Raw genomic sequence first — 23,692 nt, 5'->3', positions numbered from 1 at the left:
CGCCATGCAAGGATGGTGTTGCTGCAGGTTCTGAGGCATTCTACCTAGAAGCAATATCCATACATCGAGACAAAATGTCCCAGTTGAGAACCATACAAGATGAAACCTTGCCCACCTGGTTGCCGCGATTGGCGGGGAACAAAGGGCCTCGTTTCCTGCAGATTGCGGATGCCTTGCAGGCGGCAGTGGAAGGCGGATCGCTGAATCCGGGTGATCGCCTGCCTCCGCAGCGCCAGCTCGCAGCACAGCTGGACGTGGACCTGACGACGGTCACGCGCGCCTACGACGAAGCCAGGCGCCGCAAGCTGCTGGAGGGCCGCGGCGCTCGAGGCACCTATGTCGCAGCGCCGAAAGTCGAACTGAGCGCCATCCTCGACCTGAGCATGAATACCCCGCCGCCGCCGGATGGCGTTGACTTCGACGACATGTTGAAGCAGGGTTTGTCCCAGGTGCTGATGAGGGCGGATAATGCATCGCTGATGACTTATCACCTGGGCGGGGGCAGCGACTCCGACCGCAAGGCTGGCGCGACATGGCTGGCCCCGATGCTTGGACAGCTGGATTCCGGGCAGCTTGTCGTCTGTCCGGGGGCGCAAGCGGCGATCGCCGCATTGATCCTTGCGCTGACGGCGCCCGGCGATGTCATCCTGGCAGAGCCGACCACTTATCCCGGCTTGCGTGCCGCGGCGACCCAGTTCGGCCGGCACATCGTTGCGGTGGAAGCGGACAAGTACGGGATGGTGCCCGACATGCTCGAGGAAGCGTGCCGCCGGCACCAGGCTCGGCTGGCCTACCTCAATCCGACCTGCCAGAACCCGACCGCCATTACCATCCCGGAACGCCGGCGCAAGGAGCTCGCCGGCATTGCGAAGCGCTGGAATATACGCATCGTCGAGGACGATCCCTACTGGCTGCTTGCCGATGCGCCGCCGCCGCCCATTGCCACGTTTGCTCCCGAACACGTGGCCTATATCTCGACCCTGTCGAAATGCCTGACGCCCGGCTTGCGGGTCGCCTTCGTGCTGGTACGCGACCCGCAAGAACGCGGGCGCTTCCTGGCCGCGCTCAGATCGTTTTCGCTGATGGCCGCGCCCTTGAGCGCCGCGCTGGCCACACAGTGGATCCTCGACGGTTCGGCTGACGGATTATTGGCAGGCGTACGCCAGGAGGCGCGCCTGCGCCAGCGGATGGCTCGCGATCTCCTGGCGGGGCGCTACAAGGGCTTGGGCGACGGCCTGCACGTATGGCTCGAGTTGCCGGCGTACTGGAACGCCTCGCAGCTTGCGCGGGCAGCCGCCAGCGACGGCATCGCCGTCACGCCGGCGGAGGCATTCGCCGGCGGCAGCGGATCCGTGAATGCCATTCGGATCTCCCTGGGCAGCATCAAGGACCGAGGACGCTTGCAGGCGGGTCTTCAACGCTTGTCCCGGCTGCTTGCGCAGCGGCCCGAGTCGTTCGAACAACTCAGCGCTTCATCTGCACCTTGCTGACGGCGCGCTCCAGCCGCTGCTTCATCCGCATCGAAATATTCGAAATCCGGCACCCGATCTGCACCTGCTTCCCCAGCAGGAAGGTGTGGAAGGGCCGCAGCAGACGCACTTCGAGGTCGGCGGTGATCGTCAGCGACAAAATCCTGGCCCATCGGATACACCGTGATGGCCTCGCCGGTCTGCGCCAGGGGCGACAGGGTGTCGAATAGATCTTTTTACGTGATTTGGGTAAAAAGTCTTGCCAGGTAGATTCTAGTAAAGGAAGTTGCCAATATCTACAAGACAATTTCAAAAAGAAAGTAGTGTGGCGCAGTTAAAGTCAGATTTCCAGGTTATCGATCAGGCGCGTGTTGCCCAGCTTGGCCGCGGTCAGGACCACCAATTGCTCGCCAGCAAGATACTCGTCGCGCGTCGGCGGCTGCAGGTTCATGCGCTTGCGGATCGACACATAATCCGGCTTCCAGCCGCGCGCAGCCAGGCGATCCATCGCGTCCTGTTCCAACGCCAGCAGGTCGGCCGGGGTACTGCTGAGCCCGGCGCGGGTCTGCTCGGCGACATGGTTGAGCGTCTGATAGAGGAAGGGCGCCTCGGCGCGCTCTTCCGTCGACAGGTAACCGTTGCGCGAGGAGAGGGCCAGGCCGTCGCCGGCGCGGAAGGTCTCGGCGCCGATGATCTCGGTCGGCATCGCGAGCTGGCGCGCCATGTTACGGATGATCATGAGCTGCTGGTAATCCTTCTTGCCGAACACGGCCACACGCGGCTGCACGCAGGAGAACAGCTTGGTCACCACCGTGCACACGCCCGGGAACATGGATGGGCGGAACTCGCCTTCGAGGATGTTGCCCAGGTCGTTGGGCGGCAACACGCGGTATTCCTGCGGCTCCGGGTACAGGTCCTTTTCGGTCGGCGCGAACAGCACGTAGACGCCTTCCTTCTCGAGCTTCTCGACGTCGGCCTGGAAAGTGCGCGGGTATTTGTCGAAGTCCTCGTTCGGGCCGAACTGCAGGCGGTTGACGAAGATCGAGGCGACCACCGGGTCGCCGTGGCGGCGCGCCAGGCGCATCAGCGAGAGGTGGCCTTCATGCAGGTTGCCCATGGTCGGAACGAAGGCGGTGCGCAGTTGTCCGCGCAGCTGGTCGCGCAGTTCGTCGATGGTGGAGATGATTTTCATGGTGTCTTTGTAAAACTCAGGCCGGCGAATAGGCCAACCGGACATAGATGGGCGCGAAAGCTTCGGCCTGGGTAATTTCGATCAGGGTTTCCTTGGCCAGCTCGAGCATGGCCACGAAGTGCACGACCACGACAGGCACGCTGGCTTGTCCATGGAACAGTTCCGAGAATTCAATAAAGCGGTTCGATTGCAGTGTACGCAGGATCGCCGACATGTGCTCGCGCACCGACAGTTCCTCGCGGCCGATCCGGTGATGCTGGGTCAGCTTGGCGCGGCGCAGCACGTCCATCCAGGCGCGCTGCAGGTCGTGCGGGTCGACCTGCGGCCAGACTGGCGCCAGGCCTTGCTCGACCGGCAGCGAAGGACGCTGGAAGTCGCGGTCGAGCTGGGGCAGGGAACCCACCTGCTGGGCCGCCAGCTTGATCTGCTCGTATTCCAGCAGGCGCCGCACCAGTTCCGCGCGCGGGTCGCCGACGTCCTCGATCAGCTCGTCCTGGCGCTTGGGCAGCAGCATGCGCGACTTGATCTCGATGAGCATGGCCGCCATCAGCAGGTATTCTGCGGCCAGCTCCAGGTTGCTCTTGCGGATCTCCTCGACATATTTCAGGTATTGCAGGGTCACCTGCGCCATCGGGATGTCGAGGATGTTGAAGTTCTGCTTGCGGATCAGGTAGAGCAGCAGGTCGAGCGGACCTTCGAAGGCGTCGAGAAAGACTTCGAGCGCGTCGGGCGGGATGTACAGGTCGTTCGGCAGGCGCAGCAGCGGCTCGCCGTAGAGGCGGGCAATGGCGGCCTCGGCCGCATCGTGTGCCTCGAGGGATGACTGCAGCTCGGCGTCAAGGATGGCGCCGTCGTCCGGCGTGGAATCGGCGCCTCCCTCGGGAGACGCCTGCTCGGGCAGCATCGTCGTCAGCCTCTGCCGTCAGCCGGCCTCAGACCTTGGTCTGATACGGATAAGCTTGCTGGCGCAGGCGCGATTCCGCGATACGGCGCTGCTCGTCCAGCGAGGTCGGCGACTTGTCCCACAGCAGGGAGCGGCCTTCCACCTGGCGCTGGTCCATGCCCGGGGTTTTCTCTTTCAGGTCCTTGATGAACTTGGTGTGGTCGGATTCGTAATTCGAGTGTTTCGTGAACAGGCCCATGGTGCTCTTTACTTAAAGGAATAGGTGCAAACCTGAAATTCTAACGCTTACTTGTGCAGCGCGTTCAGCTGGCGGGCGATGATGTCGTGGTTGAGCCACAGCACCGGCGCAATCTTCTCGGCCGCGCCGCGGAACATCAGCGGGCCGGTGCCTTCCAGCACCAGCGAGGACAGGTGGTCGGTGATCAAGGCCTTTTTATCCTGGTGCAGCGAGGAGATTTCGTCGGAGGTGCCGATCATCAGGTCGGCCAGCTCCGGCGAATTGTCCATCGGCCAGGCTTCGAAGTTGCGGAAGCCGGCGCTGGTCTCGGTCTGCAGGTAGCTTTCCAGCTTGTCCAGGATGCCCTGGACGGTCTCGCCCTCGTTCAGCAGGGCCTGGCAAGCGTCCCACTGCTGCTGGGCCCAGGCGCCGCCGCCTTCTTTCTTCAGTGCGGTCAGCAGCGGGAACAGCGACAGTTCCACGCCGACGAAGATGTCCGAGGAATTGGTGCGGATTTCCGGGCAGTTGAACACGGTCGCGGCCACGCCCTGGTTCCAGGCGGCTTCGGCGATCGACTCCAGGCGCATCTTGGCGTAGCCCTGGGTGTAGTTGGTGTAGGTCTGCCACTTGTATTCGTCGCCGATCAGCACTTCGGTGCCGTGGTAGCCGTAGGCGGTGTAGCGGACCTGGCCGCCTTTCGATTCGACGCGCGCGCGGATCGCGCTGGAGGCCTCGATCAGGTACTTCAGCGTATTCGCCGAGACTTCGTCGAAGTTCATCAGGATCAGCTTGCCCAGGTCGCTGTCCAGCAGGGCGCGCGAAGACATGAAGCGCTCGCCGCGGCCTTTGTAGATGCGGTTGGCGATGGCCAGGAAAGCCTTGATGCGCGGGATGCCGCCGGCCATGGTGTGGGCGAAGAAGACGTTGGCGCCGTCCGGGATCAGCTTGTCGATCTCGGCCATCGACTGGCGGGCCGATTCCGTGAAGCGGGCCACGCCGGCCTGGCGGCACAGCTCGATCTTGTCCCAGTCCAGCTTGTCTTCCTGCCAGCTCTTGAGGGTAATGCCGGACAGCATCTCGGTCGGGTTCTGTTCGCCCGCCGGTGCATCCATGTCGAAACCGGCCATCAGCGGCACATTGATGATGTGGCCGCCCAGCTTTTCTTCCGCTTCCGCATGTTCTTCCGCGCTCAGGGCGCGCAGGCTGCCGTCGTCGTTGCGGCGGCCCACGGTGATGCCCAGGATGGTCATGCCGGCCTTGCGCGCTTCGTCGATCAGGCCGTTCGCATAGCCACGGCCGAACAGCTCGCCGAACAGCACGAAGACGTCGCCTTGGCGGAACAGGTTCGCTTGCGGGATGTGTCGAAGGGCTTTGTATTCGGTCATTTTATTTTTCTACCACTCAAAAGTAAGAAACGCTGCATTATAGCCAATCAACGGATGCGCATGCCAGGCTGCGCCCCCGATACCGGCTCCAGCAGGTAGAGGCCCGGATTGGTCTTCTCATCCTTGGCCGAAGCACACAGGACCATGCCTTCCGAGACGCCGAACTTCATCTTGCGCGGCGCCAGGTTGGCGACCATCACGGTCAGCTTGCCGATCAATTGCTCCGGCTGGTAGGCCGATTTGATGCCCGAGAAGACATTACGGTAGCGGCCTTCGCCCAGGTCGAGCGTGAGGCGCAGCAGCTTGCTCGAACCTTCGACGTGCTCACAATTGACGATTTTCGCCACGCGCAGGTCGATCTTGGTGAAGTCGTCGATCGAGATTTCCGGGGCCAGTTCTTCGATATCGCCGGCTTCGGCTGCCGGCAGATCGGCTGCGGGCGCCGCGGCGGCCGGCTTTTCAGCGGTAGCCGGGGCTGCAGCCGGAGCGGCAACGGCAGGCTTGTCGAACAGGTCCTCGACCATCTTCGCGTCCACGCGCTGCATCAGGTGGCTGTAGGCGCCGATGCTGCGGCCAAGCATGCTGTTGTAGACCTTCTCGCCCTCGGTGTCTTCCCACGAGAAGGCGGCGTCGCCCAGGAATTCCTGCACGCGCGCGGCCACCTGCGGCAGCACCGGCGACATCATGATGCTCAGCTGGCGGAACAGGATCAGGGCGGTGGTGCAGACTTCGTGCAGCTCTTCCAGCTTCGATTCGTCCTTGGCCAGCAGCCAGGGCTTGTTCTCGTCGACGTACTGGTTGGCGACGTCGGCGATGGCCATGATCTCGCGCAGCGCCTTGCCGAACTCGCGCGCTTCGTAGCTGGCGGCGATCGTCGCCTGGCGCTCGCCGTGTTCGCCGTTCAGGGCGCGGGCGATCCATTGTTTCGCGTTATCGGACAGCGAAGCGGCCAGCTTGCCGTCGAACTTCTTGGCGATGAAGCCGGCGCAGCGGCTGGCGATGTTGACGTACTTGCCGATCAGGTCGCTGTTCACACGGGCCACGAAGTCTTCGCCGGTGAAGTCCAGGTCCTCGACCTTGCTGTTCAGCTTGAATGCCAGGTAGTAGCGCAGCCACTCCGGATTCATCTTGAGTTCCAGGTAGCGCAGCGGCGAGATGCCGGTGCCGCGCGACTTCGACATCTTTTCGTTGTTCACGGTCAGGTGACCGTGGACATTGACCTTCAGCTTGTCGATCACCGGGTGCTGCGAGAAATTCAGCATCGCCGGCCAGAACAGCAGGTGGAAGGAGACGATGTCCTTGCCGATGAAGTGGACCTGCTCGGCGGCCGGATCGTTCAGGAAGGCTTCGTAGTCGAGGCCTTTCTTTTCGAAATAATTCTTCAGCGAGGCCAGGTAGCCGACCGGCGCGTCCAGCCAGACGTAGAAGAACTTGCCCGGCGCATCCGGAATCGGGATGCCGAAGTAGGGCGCGTCGCGGGAAATATCCCAGTCGGCCAGCTTTTCGCCGTTCTCGCCCAGCCACTCGGACACTTTATTGACCATTTCCGGCTGCAGGCGGCCCGGGGTGTTCAGCCACGCCTTGAGGAACTGGAAGCAGCGCGGGTCGGACAGCTTGAAGAAGTACTGCTCGGACGGCTTCAGGATCGGGGTCGAGCCGGTGAACACCGAGTACGGGTTGATCAGTTCGGTCGGCTGGTAGGCGGCGCCGCAGACTTCGCAGTTGTCGCCGTACTGGTCCTTGGCGTGGCAGACCGGGCACTCGCCCTTGATGTTGCGGTCGGCCAGGAACATGCCCTTGGTCGGGTCGTAGAAGCGGTCGACGGTCTTGGTATAGATGAGGCCGGCATCGCGCAGCTTGCGGTAGATGCCCTGCGACAGCTCGACGTTTTCCGGCGAGTCGGTCGAATACCAGTTGTCGAAACCGATGTGGAAGCCGTCCAGGTACTGGGCGCGGCCGGCGGCGATGCGGGCCACGAATTCCTGCGGCGTCACGCCTTCCTTTTCCGCGGCGATCATGATCGGGGTGCCGTGGGTGTCGTCGGCGCCGACGAAGTGCACCGTGCGCTGTTGTCCCTCGTCTTTCTGCATTCGCTGGAAGCGGACCCAGATGTCGGCCTGGATGTATTCCATCATGTGGCCGATGTGGAAGGCGGCGTTGGCGTAGGGCAGGGCGGTGGTGACGAACAGCTTGCGTGTCATGGTCGGAAAAAGGGGACGATATAGAAAAAAGGCATTTTACCAGCGGATGACCCTGAGCGGTCAGGGGGTTCTCAAGCTTGAAATAAGCTAAACTCTTGCGCATCACATCCGGAGAACCCCATGAGCATCACTGCAGAAGACGTCAAAGCCGCCCTGGCCGCCGTCATCGACCCGAACACCAATAAAGATTACGTCAGCACCCGTTCCGTCAAGAATATCCAGCTCGACGCCGGCAACATCTCCCTCGACATCGAACTCGGCTACCCGGGCAAGAGCCAGGTCGGCCTGGTCAGGAACAGCGTCATCGAGGCGCTGCGCCAGCTGCCGGGCGTGCAGAACGTCAGCGTCAACGTCAGCTCGAAGATCATCTCGCACACCGTGCAGCGCGGCCTGAAGGTGATGCCGAACGTGAAGAACATCATCGCCGTCGCCTCGGGCAAGGGCGGCGTCGGCAAGTCGACCACCGCCGTCAACCTGGCGCTGGCCCTGGCCGCCGAGGGCGCCAGCGTCGGCGTGCTGGATGCCGACATCTACGGCCCTTCGCAGCCGACCATGTTGGGCATCAACGGCCGCCCGCAAAGCACGGACGGCAAGACCATGGAGCCGCTGGAGAACCATGGCGTGCAGGTGTCCTCGATCGGTTTCCTGATCGATCCGGACGAGCCCATGGTCTGGCGCGGACCGATGGTCACCCAGGCCCTGCAGCAGCTGCTGGAGCAGACCAACTGGCGCGAACTCGACTACCTGATCGTCGACATGCCGCCGGGCACCGGCGACATCCAGCTGACCCTGTCCCAAAAAGTGCCGGTGACGGGCGCCGTGATCGTCACCACCCCGCAGGACATCGCGCTGCTGGACGCGCGTAAAGGTTTGAAGATGTTCGAGAAGGTCGGGATCCCGATCCTCGGCGTGGTCGAGAACATGAGCATGCACATCTGCTCGAACTGCGGCCATCATGAGGCGATCTTCGGCGAGGGCGGCGGCGAAAAGATGTGCGCCGACTTCGGCGTCGATTTCCTGGGACGTCTGCCGCTGCAGCTGTCGATCCGCGAGCAGGCGGATTCGGGCACGCCGACCGTGGTGGCGGAGCCGGATGGCGCGGTGGCCACTATTTATAAGGCGATTGCGCGCAAGGTGGCGGTGAAGGTGGCGGAGAAGGCGAAGGACATGAGCGCCAAGTTCCCGACGATCGTGGTCAAGAACGACTGATACGTCGTCCCCGCGCAGGCGGGGATCCAAGTTTGCGGGCATTTCGACTGCGCGCCCAACTTGGGTTCCCGCCTTCGCGGGAACGACGTGAAGCAACATGCGCATCGACTCCCTCCGCACCCACCTCCGCACTCTCGGCGCCCTCCCGCTCCACGAAGACCGCATCCTGCGCGACTGGGTCAGGAACAGCGGCCACGAGCACGGCCGCCGCCGCCCCGGCGACTTCCTGCCGAAACCGCTGCGCGAAGCGCTCCCGCGGATCGACGCCCAGCTCGACGGCCTGGCCCGCATCCTCAGTACGTACCCGGCCGAAGACGGTTCCGCACGCCTGCTGGTCGGCCTGCAGGACGGCCAGACGGTGGAGTCCGTGCTGCTGCCGCGCGATGGCGTCTGCGTGTCGAGCCAGGTCGGCTGCGCGGTCGGTTGCCAGTTCTGCATGACGGGGCAGGGCGGCCTGGTGCGGCAGGTGACCAGCGGCGAGATCGTCGCCCAGGTGGTGCTGGCGCGCCGCCGGCGGTCCGTGAAAAAGGTCGTCTTCATGGGCATGGGCGAGCCGGCGCACAACCTCGACAACGTGATGGAAGCGATCGAGCTGCTGGGCGTGGAAGGAAATATCGCGCACAAGAACCTGGTGTTCTCGACCGTCGGCGACCCACGCGTGTTCGAGCGCCTGCCGTCGGGCCGCGTGAAGCCGGCGCTGGCCTTGTCGCTGCACACGACCAAGCCGGCGCTGCGCGAACGCCTGCTGCCGCGCGCGCCGCGCATCACGCCGGCGCAGCTGGTGGAAGAGGGCGAGCGCTATGCGCGCCTGACCGGCTATCCGATCCAGTACCAGTGGACTTTAATGGAAGGCGTGAACGACGGCCAGGACGAGCTGGACGCCCTCGTCGATCTCCTGCGCGGCAGGTACGCGGTGCTCAACATGATTCCGTATAACGCCAACGAGGGCTTGCCCTTCCAGCGGCCTGGCTGGGACAAGGCCGAGCGGATCGCGGCCTGGCTGTTCGAGCGCGGCATCCTCACCAAGCTGCGCGATTCGGCCGGGCAGGATGTCGATGGCGGTTGCGGGCAGTTGCGCGCGCGGGCGGCGCAGCCGATCAAGATACATCGATCCGCGTAATACGACGTGGGCACGGTGTGCCCACCCTACGCCACCCGCCCCACCTTCTCGACCCGCTGTCCCAACTGCTTTGCCCGCACCTGATTCCGCCCCGCGTGCTTGGCCTCGTACATCAACTGGTCGGCCAGCGCGATCATGCCCTGCGGCGTGACCGCATGGCTGCCGCCGAACTCGGCGCCGACGACGCCGAAGCTGGCCGTGGTACCCAGCGACAGCCCGTCCTCGAGCTCGACGCGCTGGGCGGCGAAGACGGCGCGCACGCGCTCGGCCAGTTCCAGGGCGCCGTCCAGGCGGGTCTCCGGCAGGATGATCAGGAATTCCTCGCCGCCGTAGCGCACCACCGTGTCGATGGCGTCGCGCGTCATCGTCTGCACCAGGGTCGCAAAGCTGCGCAGCAGTTCGTCGCCGGCGTGGTGGCCGTGGGTGTCGTTGATCTTCTTGAAGCCGTCGAGGTCGCACATGATCAGCGACAGGCTGAGACGGTAGCGGCGGGCGCGCGCGATCTCGCCGTCGAGCAGGCCGGCGTTCAGGTGGCGGCGGTTATACGAGCCGGTGAGCGGGTCGCGGATCGACAGGTTGGTCAGCACCTGCTGCGCCCAGTACTGTTCGCGCCACATGCGCGCATGGCGCTGGGCCACGGTCAGGCCGAACACGTTGGCGCCCACCAGCAGCATGGTCAGCGAGCTCAGGGCCCGCGTCTCGACCGCGTGCCGGGTCCAGGCCAGGCCGATGAAGACCAGGCTGGCGCCCGCCGTGATCGCGGCCGCGTGCACCAGCCGGTTCGGGATCAGCACATGGATGACCATCGCCATGACCGCCCAGGCCATGGCGTGCAGCAGGATGTCGGCGGGGCGGTAGCAGATCACGACGAAATAACTGGCGGCCCAGCACAGCGTGAAGGCGCTGGCCGCATGGCCGGTGGCGCGCACGGAGGCCGCGGGGCGGCGTGCGTAAAACAGGCAGGCGGCCGCGACGAAGGGAATCGCCAGGCGCGACAGCAGCGGCACGATGGCCTTGGCCAGGCCCAGCGCCGCGATGTCGGTGGCGCCGAACACCAGGTAGAACAGCGAGCACAGCAGCAGTCCGCGGCGCAGGTCGCGCAGGATCGTGGCCGCCTGCCGGTGCAGGAAACCGGCTTCCGTGGCGGCGTCGGAGAATTCTCCGCGCAGGGGCGCGATGGGAGCGATGCTGGGGTCGTTCGACATGAGGGGCTGATGTCAGGCAGGATCGGAAGAGGTGATGAGTGCTGACCAAAGGAGAAAGAGTAGCTAAAAATTTACTTTCTGTAAAGTAATTGCATGCAGGGCGCATAGCACGGGGCGCCGACTACGCCGGCCCGATGGCAAGCCTGTAAAATAGCCCCTTTAGCACATCCTCTTTTTCACATCATGACCGTTCGCACCCGTTTCGCTCCCAGCCCGACCGGCTACCTCCACCTCGGCGGCGCCCGCACCGCGCTGTATTCGTGGGCCTATGCCCGCCACTTCGGCGGCACCTTCATCCTGCGCATCGAAGACACCGATCTGGAGCGTTCGACCCCGGAGGCGGTGCAGGCGATCCTGGACGGCATGAAGTGGCTGGGCCTGGAGCACGACGAAGGCCCGTTCTACCAGATGCAGCGCATGGACCGCTACCGCGAAGTCATCAAGACGATGCTGGACGCCGGCACCGCCTACCTGTGCTACTGCACCCCGGAAGAAGTCGAGGCGATGCGCGAGCGCATGCGCGCGGCCGGCGAAAAGCCGCGCTACGACGGCACCTGGCGCCCGGAAGAGGGCAAGCAGCTCCCGGAAGTCCCGGCCGGCATCAAGCCGGTGGTCCGTTTCAAGAACCCGCTGGACGGCGAAGTCACCTGGCACGACGTGGTCAAGGGCCCCATCACCATCGGCAACAAGGAACTCGACGACCTGATCATCGCGCGCGGCGACGGCACCCCGACCTATAACTTCTGCGTTGCGGTGGATGACTGGGACATGCAGATCACCCACGTGCTGCGCGGCGACGACCACGTGAACAACACGCCGCGCCAGATCAACATCCTGCGCGCGCTGGGCGCGGAACTGCCGCAGTACGGCCACCTGCCGATGATCCTCGGCCCGGATGGCCAGAAATTGTCGAAGCGCCACGGCGCCGTCAGCGTGATGCAGTATCCGGAACAGGGTTTCCTGCCGGAGGCGATGCTGAACTATCTGGCGCGCCTGGGCTGGAGCCACGGCGACGACGAGATCTTCTCGATGCAGCAGTTCACCGAGTGGTTCAATCTCGAGCACCTGACCGCGTCGGCGGCCCAGTTCAACCCGGAAAAGCTGGCCTGGCTGAACAACCACTATATCAAGCAATCCGACAACGAACGCCTGGCCGCGCTGGCGCGCCCGATCATGGAGCGCGAGGGCGCCCGGTTCGACGGCGCGCCGCCGCTGGCCGCAGTGCTGGGCCTGATGAAGGAACGCACCAACACCATCAAGGAACTGGCCGATGCGGCGATGCTGTTCTTCCGCACGCCGAATCCGGATGCTGCGCTGCTCACCCAGCACCTGACCGAGGCCGTGCGCCCGGCGCTGGCGCAGTTCGCGGAAAAGCTGCAGACGGTGGAGTGGAGCAAGCCGGCGCTGTCCGCGGCGATGAAGGAAGTGCTGGCGGCGAACGGCCTGAAGATGCCGCAGCTGGCCATGCCGCTGCGCCTGCTGGTGACCGGCCAGCTGCAGACGCCGGCCATCGACGCGGTGCTGGAACTGTTCGGCCGCGACACCGTGCTGGCGCGCCTGCAAAAAGGTCTGTAAACGACCCTTGTTGGCTATTTGCGAAATGCAAGTCCCTCCGCTATAATGCTCGCACTTCAGCACTGCGGGGGTATAGCTCAGCTGGGAGAGCGCTTGCATGGCATGCAAGAGGTCAGCGGTTCGATCCCGCTTACCTCCACCAAGTTCTGAAGTGGGTAGCAAGGAAGTCCAGGGTCCCCATCGTCTAGAGGCCTAGGACATCACCCTTTCACGGTGAGTACCGGGGTTCGAATCCCCGTGGGGACGCCAAGGTTTGGAAGTTTCAGCGTTGTGAAAACGATGCTGTGAGAAGTAAACGCAGTGTGTTATGATGCTGCGTTCCCGAAACGGGGGTATAGCTCAGCTGGGAGAGCGCTTGCATGGCATGCAAGAGGTCAGCGGTTCGATCCCGCTTACCTCCACCAAGTTTCAGGAAACGGTAGCAAAGCAGTCCAGGGTCCCCATCGTCTAGAGGCCTAGGACATCACCCTTTCACGGTGAGTACCGGGGTTCGAATCCCCGTGGGGACGCCAAAGATAATTGGATGAGGTCAGATTCAACCCGAGAAATTCAGGATCTGGCCCCATGAAACAAGATGGACGCACACCCAGCAGTGCGCCATTGAAGCAGTAAAAGTAGTAAAAACAGTTTTAGGTCCCCATCGTCTAGAGGCCTAGGACATCACCCTTTCACGGTGAGTACCGGGGTTCGAATCCCCGTGGGGACGCCAGCATCGCAAGGAGCCGCCTTGAGCGGCTCTTTTGTTGAGTGCGGCAGTAGTGCCGCAGTATTGGGGGGTATAGCTCAGCTGGGAGAGCGCTTGCATGGCATGCAAGAGGTCAGCGGTTCGATCCCGCTTACCTCCACCAAGTTTTAGGTCCCCATCGTCTAGAGGCCTAGGACATCACCCTTTCACGGTGAGTACCGGGGTTCGAATCCCCGTGGGGACGCCAGTCAAAAAACCGGAGCAGACCGTCCGCGCATGCGGATAGGTGCCCCGGTTTTTCTATTTGGCCGCATCCTTTTCAAACGATCATGTCTCCAGACTTCCCCCGCACCCTCGCGATCTTCTGCAAAGTCGTCGACAACTACGGCGACATCGGCATTTGCTGGCGCCTGGCGCGCCAATTCCATGCCGAGCATGGCATCGCGGTCACGCTTTGGGTCGACGACCTCGCGAGCTTCCGCCGCATCTGGCCGCAAGTCGATACGGCGGCCGAGCTGCAGAACATCGATGGCGTGACGGTGCGCCATTGGGCCGGCCAGGACGGGCAATTCGGCCCCGCCGATATTCCTGACCTGGTGATCGAATTCTTCGGCGTCGATATCCCGCCCGGCTATATCGAGGCAATGGCCCAGCGCGAACCGCGTCCGGTCTGGATCAACTACGAAGGCTTGAGCGCCGAGGAATGGGTCGAAGGCTGCCACCGGCTGCCGTCCATGCATCCGCGGCTGAAACTGATCAAGCATTTCTTCTTCCCCGGCTTTAACGAGAAGACCGGCGGCCTGCTGCGCGAACGCGGCCTGGTCGAGGATTGTGCGCGCTTCCAGGAAGATGCGGCGGCAATGGCGGCATTCCTTGGGCGCTTTGGCGTAAGGGAAGAGGAAATGGCTGCACTGAAGGTGAGCCTGTTCTGTTATCCGCATGCGCCGGTGAGCGAATTGTTCGACGTGTGGGCGCAGGGCGCAATGAAAGTGAGCTGCCTGGTGCCGGAAGGCGTGGCGCGCGAAAAGGTGGAAGCATTCATCGGCGCGCGGGCACAGGCCGGCGCCGCCGCCACCCGCGGCGCGCTGACGGTGCGCGTGATTCCCTTCATGCCACAGACGGATTACGATCGCCTGCTCTGGGCTTGCGATGTCAATTTCGTGCGCGGCGAGGACTCCTGGGTGCGTGCGCAATGGGCGGCCCGGCCCTTTGTCTGGCACATTTATCCGCAAGATGAAAACTTGCATCATGTTAAACTCCGCGCGTTCCTGCAAAAGTATGCGGTGGGCGCACAGAGCCTGGTCGACTTTTCCCTGCGCTGGAACGATGCGCGGGAAGGACAGATGGAAGGCCTGTGGACGTCCCTGCAAGCCGAACTGCCAGGCTTGACGCGCCGTGCCCGTGAGTGGGAAGCGCAGATGCTGGCAAATGGCGATTTAGTGAGCAATCTGCTGGATTTCGCCCGGTCGCTTAGTACTTAACCAGAAATAAATGTGATTTTTGGCGAACAGAACCGGATGCGGTGCAAGGCGGCGAGTGCACCGCAGTGCGAGCACTGCAAGCATGAGCCAACGATGCAACGCGCCGGTTATGGAAGCCAAAAACACATTTATTTATGGGTGAGTACTTCGTTAGGCGGCCGGAAAATAACGTGGTATCATGCTCGGTTACTGCAACTCCTTTTTTGGTTAAATAATTCCTATGAAACCCGCAAAAGAAATTCGTGTCGGCAACATCATCATGGTCGATGCCAAGCCTTTCATCGTGCTGCGCTCTGACGTCAACGGCTCGAGCCGCACGGGCTTCACCTACAAATGGAAGATGAAGAATCTTCTGACCAACGCTCCGCTGGAAAACGTGTTCCGCGGCGACGACAAGTTCGACGTGGTCGTGCTGGACAAGAAGCCGGTCACCTACTCGTACTTCGCCGACCCGCTGTACGTCTTCATGGACGAAGAGTACAACCAGTACGAAATCGAAGAAGAAAACCTGGGCGACGCCATCAACTACCTGAAAGACGGTATGGAATGCGAAGCCGTGTTCTACGACGGCAAGGCGATCTCGGTCGAACTGCCGATCACCATCGCACGCCAGATCATCTACACCGAACCGGCCGTCAAGGGCAACACCTCGGGTAACGTGATGAAGGAAGCCCGCCTGGAAAACGCCATCGAATCGAAGCAGTTCACCATCCAGGTGCCGCTGTTCGTCAACCAGGACGACACCATCGAAATCGACACCCGTACCGCCGAGTACAAGAAAGTCGTGCGTAACTGATTTATCAGTATCGCTGTCAGAAAAAACGCTGCCTCGGCAGCGTTTTTTTTGCCCGGGCTAATCCCTGCGGCGCAATCCATCCACCAGCAGCCCCACCATCTTGCGCGTCAGCGCCGTGTCCTCGTCCGGATTCGCCTTGCACAGGGTGGCAGCCGCGCGCAGCAATTCATCCGCCTCGAAGCCGGGGCGAATCAGGTCCTGCTCGACCGCCGCGTTCAGCAGTGACGACAGGGCAGGCCGCAAGCGCGCATAGAAATAATCCGGCAGCGCCGCATAGGCCGCATGGTCGGACTGCAGCGCATTCGACAGCCCGCGCTTGGTGAGAATGAAGTCGACGTAGCGCTGCATCCAGCGCGCCAGCGCCTCGCCGGGTTCGTGCTCGGCCGCGATGCTGGCTGCGGCATCCGCGCAGTCGTCGATCTGGGATTTCATCACCGCGACGATCAGGTCGGCGCGCTGCGGAAAGTGGCGGTAGAGGGTGCCGACACCGACGCCGGCACGCTCCGCGATCGCGCGCACCGGCGCATCGACCCCCGACTCCGCAAACACATCCATGGCTGCCTGGAGCAGGGTGCGCAGGTTGCGCTGGGCGTCCACGCGCTTGGCGCGCGGCTGCTGGTCATCCGCCTCTGATGCGGCTTGTTCTTCGTTTGGCTTCGTATCCATAAAAAATATCTATTAACCGGAACGTTGTTCCGGTTATAATTCGGAATCGCGTTCCGTTTTGGAGGATGATACCATGAACAAACCGCATGTCTGCATGTTTTGCCGCTACAGGAAGGCGCGCGCCAAGGATCTCGAATTCTGCTGCGCCGGTGCGGAATTCCTGCATGCACAGGCGCCCGGGCCGAAACAGTCGCCACCGACGGCGGCCCGAGGAATGCCCGAACGCCTGCGCTACCCGAGCCCCGAACATTATCCGGCGTCGCGCTAAGCACGACGCCGCATCTTGACCGTGTCACATGAGCAACTTTACTGATATGCTCGTGCCATTATCCGACACGGAGAATTGTATGAAACGCAGGGATTTCGTTCGTCTGGGGGTAAGCGCGGGTATTGCAGCCGGTGCGCTTGGTGCAGGGCAGGCAGTGGCGGCAAATGCCAAGGGCGGTTCCAGTATCCTGGACGCAGGCGTCCAGGAGCAGCAGGTCCAGATGGCGGCCGGCAAGCTGAGCTCGAAATCCCTGGTGCAGCAATACCTGGCGCGCATCGCCGCCATCGACAAGGCCGGCCCCCGCATCAACGCCGTCATCGAACTGAACCCCGACGCCCTTGCCATCGCCGAGGAACTCGACCGCGAACGCAAGGCCGGCAAGCTGCGCGGCCCGCTGCACGGCATCCCGGTCCTGATCAAGGACAACATCGCCACCGCGGACAAGATGAGCACCACGGCCGGCTCGCTGGCCCTGGCCGGGGTCCGGGCCGGCAAGGATGCCTTCGTCGCCCGGAAGCTGCGCGAGGCGGGCGCCGTCATCATCGGCAAGACCAATCTGTCCGAGTGGGCCAACATGCGCTCCACGCATTCGGTCAGCGGCTGGAGCGGCCGCGGCGGCCAGACCCGCAATCCCTACGCGCTGGACCGCAACACCAGCGGCTCCAGCTCGGGTTCCGGTGCGGCCATGGCGGCGGGCCTGGCGACCCTGGCGATCGGCACCGAAACCGACGGCTCGATCGTTTCGCCTTCGTCGACCTGCGGCATCGTCGGCATCAAGCCGACCCTGGGCCTGGTCAGCCGCAGCGGCATCATCCCGATCGCGCACTCGCAGGACACGGCCGGCCCGATGACGCGCAGCGTGGCGGATGCGGCGCTGCTGCTGGGCGCGATCGCCGGCGCCGATGCGGACGACGCCGCGACCGGCGACGCCCGCGGCAAGGCCGCCGATTACGCGGCGGCGCTGCGCCTGGACGGCTTGCGCGGCAAGCGCATCGGCGTGGCCCGCAACTTCTTCGGCGGCAGCCCGGCCATCGACGCCACGATCGAGAAGGAGCTCGCGGTCCTGAAGGCCCAGGGCGCGATCCTGGTCGATGTGCAGCTGCCGAACGTCGACAAGTACGGCGACAGCGAGCTCGAAGTGCTGCTGGCCGAGTTCCGTCCGGACCTCGAGGCATGGTTGCGCGACTACGCGCCGCATGCGCCCGTGAAAACCATGGCCGACATCATCGCTTTCAACGAGAAGAACGCCGGCCGCGAGCTGCAGCACTTCGGCCAGGAGCATCTTGTGGCGGCCTCGACGAAGCCCGGCCTCGACGACAAGACCTACCGCGAAGCCCTGGCCAACAACCGCCGCTATTCGCGCGAAGAGGGTATCGACAAGATCCTCAAGGACGAGAAGCTCGACGCGCTGGTCGCGCCGACCGGCGGCACCGCCTGGCTGACCGACTACATCAATGGCGACCATTACGGCGGCAGCTTCTCCTCGCCGGCCGCGGTGGCCGGCTACCCGCACGTGACGGTGCCGGCCGGTTTTGTGGCGGGCCTGCCGGTCGGGATCTCCTTCGTCGGCGCCGCCTGGAGCGAGGCCAGCCTGATCGGCATGGCCTACGCCTACGAGCAGGCCAGCCAGCGCCGCCGCGCGCCAGGCTTCCCGGCGACGGTCAACATCAAAGCCTGAACGGAGTGAACAATGACTGACACGACACTGAAGCAAGCCGCCCTCGACTTCCTGCAAATGACAGCCGCCGGCCAGGTCGAGCAAGCCTTCGAGCGTTACGCGGGCCCGCAGTTCCGCCATCACAATCCTTATTTCGCGAGCGACGCCGCCTCGATCAAGGCCGGCATGCTGGAGAATGCGGCGCGCTTCTCGGACATGCTGTTCGAGGTGCAGCGCGCCATCGCCGATGGCGCCATGGTGGCGGTCCATTCGCGCGCCCGGATGACGCCGGACGGTCTTGATGTCGCCATCGTCCACATCCTGCGCTTCGAAGAGGGACGCATTGCCGAGATGTGGGACATCGGCCAGGCCCAGCCGGATCCGATGCCCAACGAACGAGGGATGTTCTAAGCGGGGACCCGGCTCAGCTGCTTGCCCAGCCGCATGCCCAGCGCCAGCAGGGTGAGCGTGGGCGGCAGGCCCCAGGGTTCCGGGATCACCGAAGCGTCGCAGACGTAGAGACCGGCCGTGCTCGTGGCCAGGCCGGCGTCGACCTGCTCGCCGATGCGCAGGCTGCCGCCGGGGTGGGCCGCGAAATGATGGCTGGCGAAGACGTGGTGCGCGCCGGCGCGATCGAGAATGCTGCGCGCGATCGCGATGCCGCGGCCGAATTTTTCGCGGTCCGCCGGCTGCAGGGTTTTGTCCACCCAGCGCTGGCCCACGCTGCCGCCGATCTGGTCGCGGATCTTGACCATGATGCTGAGCGTGCGGCGGTGCGCCAGCAGGCGGTCGACGCGGCCGGCCTGCAGCGCAAAGGCCTGGTACATGGCTTGCGGCAGGGTCAGGTCGGCCAGCGCGATGCCGTCCGCGTGCCAGCTGGCGCCGGCCGCCATCGGCACTTCGGCGCCGCCATCGATATCATCGACGCTGCCCATCACCGCCACCACCGGATCGCTGAAGAAGGCGGCGGGTTGCGCGAGCAAGCCAGAGGCGCGCAGCAGGCGCGGGCTGCCGATGCCGCCCGCAGCCAGCACCACGCACCCGGCACGCAGGGTCTGCTTTTCGCCGTCCACCACCGCTTCCACGCCGGCCGCGCGGCCATCCTCGACCAGCACCCGCGTCACGCGCGCACGCTCGCGCAGGATGGCGCCGTGGCGCAGTGCTTCGTCGACGAAATCGCGTGCGGTCCACTTGGCGCCGAAAGGGCAGCCGGTCACGCAGCGCCAGCAGCCGCTGCGGCAGGATTCGGGCCGGATCAGTTTATCCAGCTTAAACCAGGGCAGGGCGAGGCCACGCGCAGCTTCCATGATGCGGGCCGCCATCGGGCCGACCAGATCGTCGGGCAGCGGCGCCATCGGCAGCTCGGCGCGCAGTGCCGCCAGCGCTGGCTCGAGATCGATGCCGCGGGCGGCGAACATCGTTTTCGGCGGCGGGGCCGCGGTGGCGAAATTGATGGTCGAGGTGCCGCCCAGCGTGATTGCGCGCACCAGCAGCGATGCGTCGCGGTGGATGAAGGCACCCTTGCCCGGCACGGCGGCCATGCCTGCCATCTGACCCAGGCTGCCGCGCAGCGGCGCGGCGCTGCCTTGTTCGAGCATGGCGACCCTGGCCCCGCCGCGCGCCAGTTCACGCGCGACGCTGGCGCCGCCGGGGCCGGTGCCGACCACGATGACATCGAATGAAGAAGGGGGAAGACTGGGCATGCGGCATGCTAACACCCCGATCGCCTGCCGTGCGACTTGTCACTATGGGTGTAAATACTGTAAATACCGATAGAAACATTTGCTTACAAATACCTAGTCTCAATTTACATTTGAGCACATCTATACAGGCAGCTTAGGATCTATGCTAGAGAAAATTGACAAAAATTCTCTCATGCAATCTTCTCTCAGCTTTCGCCCCCTGAGCGCTCCACTGCCCGACAAGGTCTTGCTGGCCTTCCGCAAGGATGCCGGCTGGAGCAACCACGACACCTCCGCTGCCAGAGACGCCGGCCAGCCGGGCAGCCTGGTCCGCTGGGTCACGGTCGAGTCCGGAAAAAAGCGGGTCGCCATCGCCCGCCTGGAACTGGCGCCGCCGCAGTTCTGTTTCGTGTCGGATTTGATCGTGTTGCGCGCATGCCGCGGCCGCGGCGTCGGCGAATGGTTCATGCAGCAGATCGAGCACCACTGCCGCGACATGGGCATCCCGCGCGTGCTTTTGCAGCCGATGGCGGACAACCGCGCCTTCTACGAGAAGCTCGACTTCGTCGCCGACCCGCTGGTCGCCGGCTTCCTGAAAAAGGAAATCCGCCCGCTCCAGCGCCGGATGCTGCCTTTCTGAGACGCCGCGTCAGCGCTCGCCGGCAGCCTGCTTGGCCTTGGTGAAGACCGGACCCCACAGCGGGTGGCCGTGTTCGCCGGGCGCCAGGTCGAAGGAGGGATCGAGGCGCAGGGCGCGGTCGAAGGCCTGGCGGCAGGGCGCCGGGCGCGAGGTGACGCAATAGCTGAAGGCCAGGTACTTCAGGGCCGTCAGGCGGGTATTGATCGGTCCGTTATTGACGTCGCGCGCGGACAGGCGCCGGATCGCGCCAGTGAAATCGCCTTCGTTGTACAGGCGGATGCCTTCGCGCAGGCCGCTATCCTTTTGCCCGTCGGGAATACCCGGTCCGTCGCCACGGTCACCATCGCGGTCGCGCAGACGGCCGGCGGCCTCGCGCGGCGGCGACGCGTCGCGCTCTACGGGCGGCGCGGACCGCGGCGTGGACGCCTTCGGATGCGAGGGCGTACGCGGCGCCTTCTGGTCGAAGATGGGAAACTCGGCGCAGCCGCCCAGCAGCAGGGCGCCGGCGGCGGCAAGGGCGAGAAGGTGGTATCGCTGCTTGGTCATGGAATGTGGCGTGCTCACCGTCGTTCGTCGCTGAAATCGACGGCGATCTGGCCGCCGCCGCCGCTGGTGTCGACGTCGAGCACGCGGTCGTGGAAATTCGGATTGGCGATGCGGATCGTGTGCTTCCCGGGCGCCAGCACGAGGCGCTTGACCGGCGGGCTGACGCCGCGGTCGACGCCGTCGACGTAGACGACGCCCCAGGGCTGGATCTGCAGGCGGTAGGTGGCGGACGGGGCAATGCCGGGACGCTTGGGCGCGGAGGCGGGTGCTTCCGGCATGGCGGCGGATGCCGAAGGCATGGCGGCGGCTTGCGGCGCGGCCGCCTCGGGAGCCGTCGGCGCTGCTTGTCCGGCGCCATTGTCCGGCAAGGGCGCGGCCGGCGCGGCTGCCTGCGGCTCGGCCTGGGCCAGCGGCGGCGGCGCCGAGACCGCGTCGCCGTGGGCTTGTTCGCCGGACTGCGGCAGGGTCAGCACGATATGGTCGTAGGAGCCGGAGTCGCGCAGCTCGGCGAACAGGGCCAGCGCGACGGCCAGCAGCAGCGCGCCGCCGCCCGCGGCTATGGCCCAGCGCTGCCAGCGCGACAGGCCGCCGATGTGCGCGCCGGCAGGGGCGGGCTCGCGCATGAAGGCGGGCATGGTGTCGCCCGCTGCCGCGAAGGGCGAGGGCGCCTTGACGGGCGGCGGCGCCGGCACCGGCGTCGGGGCCGGGGCCGGCGCGGGAATCGGGTTTGGCGTCGGCAGCGGTACGATGGCCGGCGCCACCGGCCCCAGCGACACGATGCCGAGGATGTGGCGCAGTTCGGCGATGGTCTGCGGACGCTCGGCCGGATCGGCGGCCATGCAGCGGTCGACCGCGGTGATGAGGGAATCGCTGTAGCCCTCGAGCTTGCGGCCGCGCAGCGGGCCTGCCGGCGCCAGTTCGCGTGTGATCGCAAAATGCACGACCCGCGCAAGCGCCGTCATGTCGGCCGCTTCGTCGTGCGCGCTGTCGGCAAGCTCGGTCGGCAGCATCTTGGGCTCGCCATTGCCGTGGAAGACGACGGTGTCGGGCGTGATCGCCTGGCGCGGCGCGTGCACCGCGTACTGCAGTTCGAGCGACTGCAGGATCTGGCGGAAGATTTTGCGGCACCAGACTTCGTTGACCTGCGCGGGATCGTGTTCGACGATGTCCCTGACGGTGCGGCCTTCGAGGCCCTGCTGATCGGGTCCGATGATGAGTGTGCTGGTCATTTTGCTAACCTGTATTTGTAGCAAATCATGCCAGATTTACGGGGCCGGTGCCCCGCAGTGGTCTCAACCGTGCGCGCCTGTTACGCACGGTTACAACTCAGCAGTATCAGACCTCGCGCATTACACCTCGCGCATCACACCTCAATAAAGCGCATTTTGAAGTTGCGGCCCTTGACGGTGCCGAACTCGGGGCCGAGCGAATTGCCGCCGTTCAGGCGTTCGAAAGCCTGCTCGGCCACGCGGCGGTCGAGCGCCACGTAGCTGAAGAATTCGCCGATCTGGATCTTGCCGACCTGGTCCTTGTGCAGGCCGGCGTCGCCGGTGAGGGCGCCCAGCAGGTCGCCGGGGCGCAGCTTGTCCTTCTTGCCGCCGGCAATCGACAGGGTCATCATCGGCGCCGGGCCGTCGGGGTAGCTGTCCTCGCCCAGTTCCGCCAGCGGATGCCATTCGGCGGGCGCCTGCTGGTAGTCCTCGATCAGCTTCACCCACTTCTTCTCGTTGGGCGCGGCCAGGGTCAGCGCCTGGCCGCTCTCGCCGGCACGCCCGGTGCGGCCGATGCGGTGCACGTGCACTTCCGGGTCCTTGGAGACGTCGACGTTGATCACGGCTTCCATGCCGGCCACGTCGATGCCGCGCGCGGCGACGTCGGTGGCGCACAGCACCGTGCAGCTGCGGTTGGCGAACATGGCCAGGGTTTCGTCGCGGTCGCGCTGCTCCATCTCGCCGTACAGCGCGCGCGCCGACCAGCCGTGCCCGCGCAGGTAGTCGGCCAGCTCCTTGCAGCGCGCCTTGGTATTGCAGAACAGGATCGCGGAGGCGGGGCGGAAGTGGGCCAGCAGGCGCGCGGCGGCCTCGAAGCGGTTGTCGAAGCCGATTTCATAGAACTGCTGGGCGATGCGGGTCGGCTCGTGGCGGGTCTCGACCGCGACTTCTTCCGGATTGTTCAGGAAGCGCCCGGTGGCTTCGCGGATGTCGTCCGGATAAGTGGCCGAGAACAGCAGGGTCTGGCGGTGCGACGGGCATTCGCGCACGATGGCCGCGATCTCGTCGTAGAAGCCCATGTCGGTCATGCGGTCGGCTTCGTCCAGCACCAGGGTGCGCAGGCGCGCCAGGTCGAGGGTGCGCTTGCCGATGTGATCCTGGATGCGGCCCGGCGTGCCGACCACGATGTGGGCGCCGAATTCGAGCGAGGCAATCTGCGGGCGCATCGGCATGCCGCCGGTGAGGGTGACGATCTTGACGTTGCCGATCCCGCGCGCCAGGCGCCGCAGCTCGTTCGCCACCTGGTCGGCCAGCTCGCGCGTCGGGCACAGCACCATGCCCTGCACTGCGAACAGCGCCTGGTTCAGGCGCAGCAGCATGCCGATGCCGAAAGCGGCGGTCTTGCCGCTGCCGGTCTTCGCTTGCGCGATCAGGTCGCGCCCGCCCAGGGCCAGCGGCAGGGTCGCGGCCTGGACCGGGGTCATGTCGTGGTAGCCGAGCTGGGTCAGGTTGGCGAGGAAGGGGGCGGGGAGCTGGAGGGCGGCGAAGGAGGTGTCGGACATGGGAGGACCGTGAAGTGAATT

22 protein-coding genes and 7 tRNA genes are annotated in these 23,692 nt (G+C 64.7%); 17 read left to right on the top strand and 12 right to left on the bottom strand.

Annotation, left to right across the window (positions count from 1 at the left end):
• The first annotated feature begins 74 nt into the window (after positions 1 to 74).
• A complete protein-coding gene (locus ACFPO9_RS08145) occupies positions 75 to 1,490 on the top strand; it encodes an aminotransferase-like domain-containing protein (protein WP_379769302.1) in 1,416 nt (471 codons plus the stop codon).
• On the opposite strand, the gene ACFPO9_RS08140 is transcribed toward ACFPO9_RS08145, so the two are convergent.
• From ACFPO9_RS08140 to metG, 6 genes are all read right to left on the bottom strand, one after another.
• Entirely contained in the window at positions 1,465 to 1,629 is a 165-nt protein-coding gene (locus ACFPO9_RS08140; RefSeq protein ID WP_379769299.1) for a hypothetical protein, read from the bottom strand. The genes ACFPO9_RS08145 and ACFPO9_RS08140 overlap by 26 nt on opposite strands.
• Positions 1,630 to 1,809: 180 nt before the next feature.
• Positions 1,810 to 2,661 (bottom strand): pantoate--beta-alanine ligase, encoded by an 852-nt coding sequence (gene panC, locus ACFPO9_RS08135; protein ID WP_379769296.1) that lies wholly within the window; start codon positions 2,659 to 2,661, stop codon positions 1,810 to 1,812.
• A 16-nt stretch (positions 2,662 to 2,677) separates the two neighbouring features.
• Entirely contained in the window at positions 2,678 to 3,565 is an 888-nt protein-coding gene (locus ACFPO9_RS08130; protein WP_379769294.1) for a segregation and condensation protein A, read from the bottom strand.
• A gap of 28 nt (positions 3,566 to 3,593) precedes the next feature.
• Positions 3,594 to 3,803 carry a DUF3460 family protein gene (locus ACFPO9_RS08125; protein WP_379769292.1) on the bottom strand — a complete coding sequence of 70 codons (210 nt, stop codon included), beginning with the start codon at positions 3,801 to 3,803 and terminating at the stop codon, positions 3,594 to 3,596.
• 47 nt (positions 3,804 to 3,850) lie between these two features.
• Positions 3,851 to 5,167, bottom strand: coding sequence for an enoyl ACP reductase FabMG family protein (locus ACFPO9_RS08120; RefSeq protein ID WP_379769290.1), 1,317 nt, complete (start codon positions 5,165 to 5,167; stop codon positions 3,851 to 3,853).
• Positions 5,168 to 5,214: 47 nt separating this feature from the next.
• A complete protein-coding gene (gene metG / locus ACFPO9_RS08115) occupies positions 5,215 to 7,368 on the bottom strand; it encodes a methionine--tRNA ligase (protein WP_379769288.1) in 2,154 nt (717 codons plus the stop codon).
• Between the two features lie 120 nt (positions 7,369 to 7,488).
• Here metG and apbC point away from each other — a divergent pair, with 120 nt between their 5' ends.
• Positions 7,489 to 8,577 carry an iron-sulfur cluster carrier protein ApbC gene (apbC, locus tag ACFPO9_RS08110; RefSeq protein ID WP_379769287.1) on the top strand — a complete coding sequence of 363 codons (1,089 nt, stop codon included), beginning with the start codon at positions 7,489 to 7,491 and terminating at the stop codon, positions 8,575 to 8,577.
• Between the two features lie 97 nt (positions 8,578 to 8,674).
• Positions 8,675 to 9,697: an RNA methyltransferase gene (locus ACFPO9_RS08105; protein ID WP_379769286.1), complete on the top strand. Its 1,023-nt coding sequence runs from the start codon at positions 8,675 to 8,677 to the stop codon at positions 9,695 to 9,697.
• A gap of 26 nt (positions 9,698 to 9,723) precedes the next feature.
• On the opposite strand, the gene ACFPO9_RS08100 is transcribed toward ACFPO9_RS08105, so the two are convergent.
• Positions 9,724 to 10,902, bottom strand: a complete 1,179-nt coding sequence (locus ACFPO9_RS08100) for a GGDEF domain-containing protein (protein WP_379769283.1) — start codon at positions 10,900 to 10,902, stop codon at positions 9,724 to 9,726.
• Between the two features lie 183 nt (positions 10,903 to 11,085).
• On the opposite strand from ACFPO9_RS08100, the gene gltX reads away from it, so the two are divergent.
• From gltX to ACFPO9_RS08050, 10 genes are all read left to right on the top strand, one after another.
• A complete protein-coding gene (gene gltX / locus ACFPO9_RS08095; protein ID WP_379769281.1) occupies positions 11,086 to 12,477 on the top strand; it encodes a glutamate--tRNA ligase in 1,392 nt (463 codons plus the stop codon).
• 66 nt (positions 12,478 to 12,543) lie between these two features.
• Positions 12,544 to 12,619 (top strand) — tRNA-Ala (locus ACFPO9_RS08090).
• A gap of 31 nt (positions 12,620 to 12,650) precedes the next feature.
• Positions 12,651 to 12,726 (top strand) — tRNA-Glu (locus ACFPO9_RS08085).
• Between the two features lie 79 nt (positions 12,727 to 12,805).
• Positions 12,806 to 12,881, top strand: a tRNA-Ala gene (locus ACFPO9_RS08080).
• Between the two features lie 32 nt (positions 12,882 to 12,913).
• Positions 12,914 to 12,989: transfer RNA gene (locus ACFPO9_RS08075), tRNA-Glu, on the top strand.
• Positions 12,990 to 13,110: 121 nt separating this feature from the next.
• Positions 13,111 to 13,186, top strand: a tRNA-Glu gene (locus ACFPO9_RS08070).
• Positions 13,187 to 13,249: 63 nt separating this feature from the next.
• Positions 13,250 to 13,325, top strand: a tRNA-Ala gene (locus tag ACFPO9_RS08065).
• Between the two features lie 8 nt (positions 13,326 to 13,333).
• Positions 13,334 to 13,409 (top strand) — tRNA-Glu (locus tag ACFPO9_RS08060).
• A gap of 82 nt (positions 13,410 to 13,491) precedes the next feature.
• Entirely contained in the window at positions 13,492 to 14,643 is a 1,152-nt protein-coding gene (gene earP, locus ACFPO9_RS08055) for an elongation factor P maturation arginine rhamnosyltransferase EarP (RefSeq protein ID WP_379769278.1), read from the top strand.
• A gap of 220 nt (positions 14,644 to 14,863) precedes the next feature.
• Complete coding sequence (locus ACFPO9_RS08050) at positions 14,864 to 15,439, top strand: elongation factor P (RefSeq protein ID WP_379769276.1); 576 nt, start codon at positions 14,864 to 14,866, stop codon at positions 15,437 to 15,439.
• 57 nt (positions 15,440 to 15,496) lie between these two features.
• Here ACFPO9_RS08050 and ACFPO9_RS08045 read toward each other — a convergent pair whose 3' ends face one another.
• Positions 15,497 to 16,105 carry a TetR/AcrR family transcriptional regulator gene (locus ACFPO9_RS08045; protein WP_379769273.1) on the bottom strand — a complete coding sequence of 203 codons (609 nt, stop codon included), beginning with the start codon at positions 16,103 to 16,105 and terminating at the stop codon, positions 15,497 to 15,499.
• Positions 16,106 to 16,178: 73 nt separating this feature from the next.
• On the opposite strand from ACFPO9_RS08045, the gene ACFPO9_RS08040 reads away from it, so the two are divergent.
• From ACFPO9_RS08040 to ACFPO9_RS08030, 3 genes are all read left to right on the top strand, one after another.
• A complete protein-coding gene (locus ACFPO9_RS08040) occupies positions 16,179 to 16,373 on the top strand; it encodes a hypothetical protein (RefSeq protein ID WP_379769271.1) in 195 nt (64 codons plus the stop codon).
• 79 nt (positions 16,374 to 16,452) lie between these two features.
• Entirely contained in the window at positions 16,453 to 18,051 is a 1,599-nt protein-coding gene (locus ACFPO9_RS08035) for an amidase (RefSeq protein ID WP_379769268.1), read from the top strand.
• A 12-nt stretch (positions 18,052 to 18,063) separates the two neighbouring features.
• Positions 18,064 to 18,441 carry a nuclear transport factor 2 family protein gene (locus ACFPO9_RS08030; RefSeq protein WP_379769266.1) on the top strand — a complete coding sequence of 126 codons (378 nt, stop codon included), beginning with the start codon at positions 18,064 to 18,066 and terminating at the stop codon, positions 18,439 to 18,441.
• On the opposite strand, the gene ACFPO9_RS08025 is transcribed toward ACFPO9_RS08030, so the two are convergent.
• Positions 18,438 to 19,733, bottom strand: coding sequence for an FAD-dependent oxidoreductase (locus tag ACFPO9_RS08025; protein ID WP_379769264.1), 1,296 nt, complete (start codon positions 19,731 to 19,733; stop codon positions 18,438 to 18,440). The genes ACFPO9_RS08030 and ACFPO9_RS08025 overlap by 4 nt on opposite strands.
• A gap of 172 nt (positions 19,734 to 19,905) precedes the next feature.
• Between ACFPO9_RS08025 and ACFPO9_RS08020 the strand changes: the two genes are divergently transcribed.
• Positions 19,906 to 20,352 (top strand): GNAT family N-acetyltransferase, encoded by a 447-nt coding sequence (locus ACFPO9_RS08020; RefSeq protein ID WP_379769262.1) that lies wholly within the window; start codon positions 19,906 to 19,908, stop codon positions 20,350 to 20,352.
• Between the two features lie 9 nt (positions 20,353 to 20,361).
• On the opposite strand, the gene ACFPO9_RS08015 is transcribed toward ACFPO9_RS08020, so the two are convergent.
• From ACFPO9_RS08015 to dbpA, 3 genes are all read right to left on the bottom strand, one after another.
• Complete coding sequence (locus tag ACFPO9_RS08015; RefSeq protein WP_379769260.1) at positions 20,362 to 20,898, bottom strand: TssQ family T6SS-associated lipoprotein; 537 nt, start codon at positions 20,896 to 20,898, stop codon at positions 20,362 to 20,364.
• A gap of 14 nt (positions 20,899 to 20,912) precedes the next feature.
• A complete protein-coding gene (locus ACFPO9_RS08010; RefSeq protein ID WP_379769258.1) occupies positions 20,913 to 22,127 on the bottom strand; it encodes a protein kinase family protein in 1,215 nt (404 codons plus the stop codon).
• Positions 22,128 to 22,261: 134 nt separating this feature from the next.
• Positions 22,262 to 23,671 (bottom strand): ATP-dependent RNA helicase DbpA, encoded by a 1,410-nt coding sequence (gene dbpA / locus ACFPO9_RS08005; RefSeq protein ID WP_379769255.1) that lies wholly within the window; start codon positions 23,669 to 23,671, stop codon positions 22,262 to 22,264.
• Positions 23,672 to 23,692 lie beyond the last annotated feature (21 nt).

The sequence above is a fragment of the Massilia aerilata genome, assembly GCF_042656905.1.
GTDB classification, from domain to species: Bacteria; Pseudomonadota; Gammaproteobacteria; order Burkholderiales; family Burkholderiaceae_D; genus Telluria; species Telluria aerilata.
The sequence above is the reverse complement of the archived record's forward strand: the minus strand, read 5'-3'. Positions and strand labels throughout refer to the sequence as shown.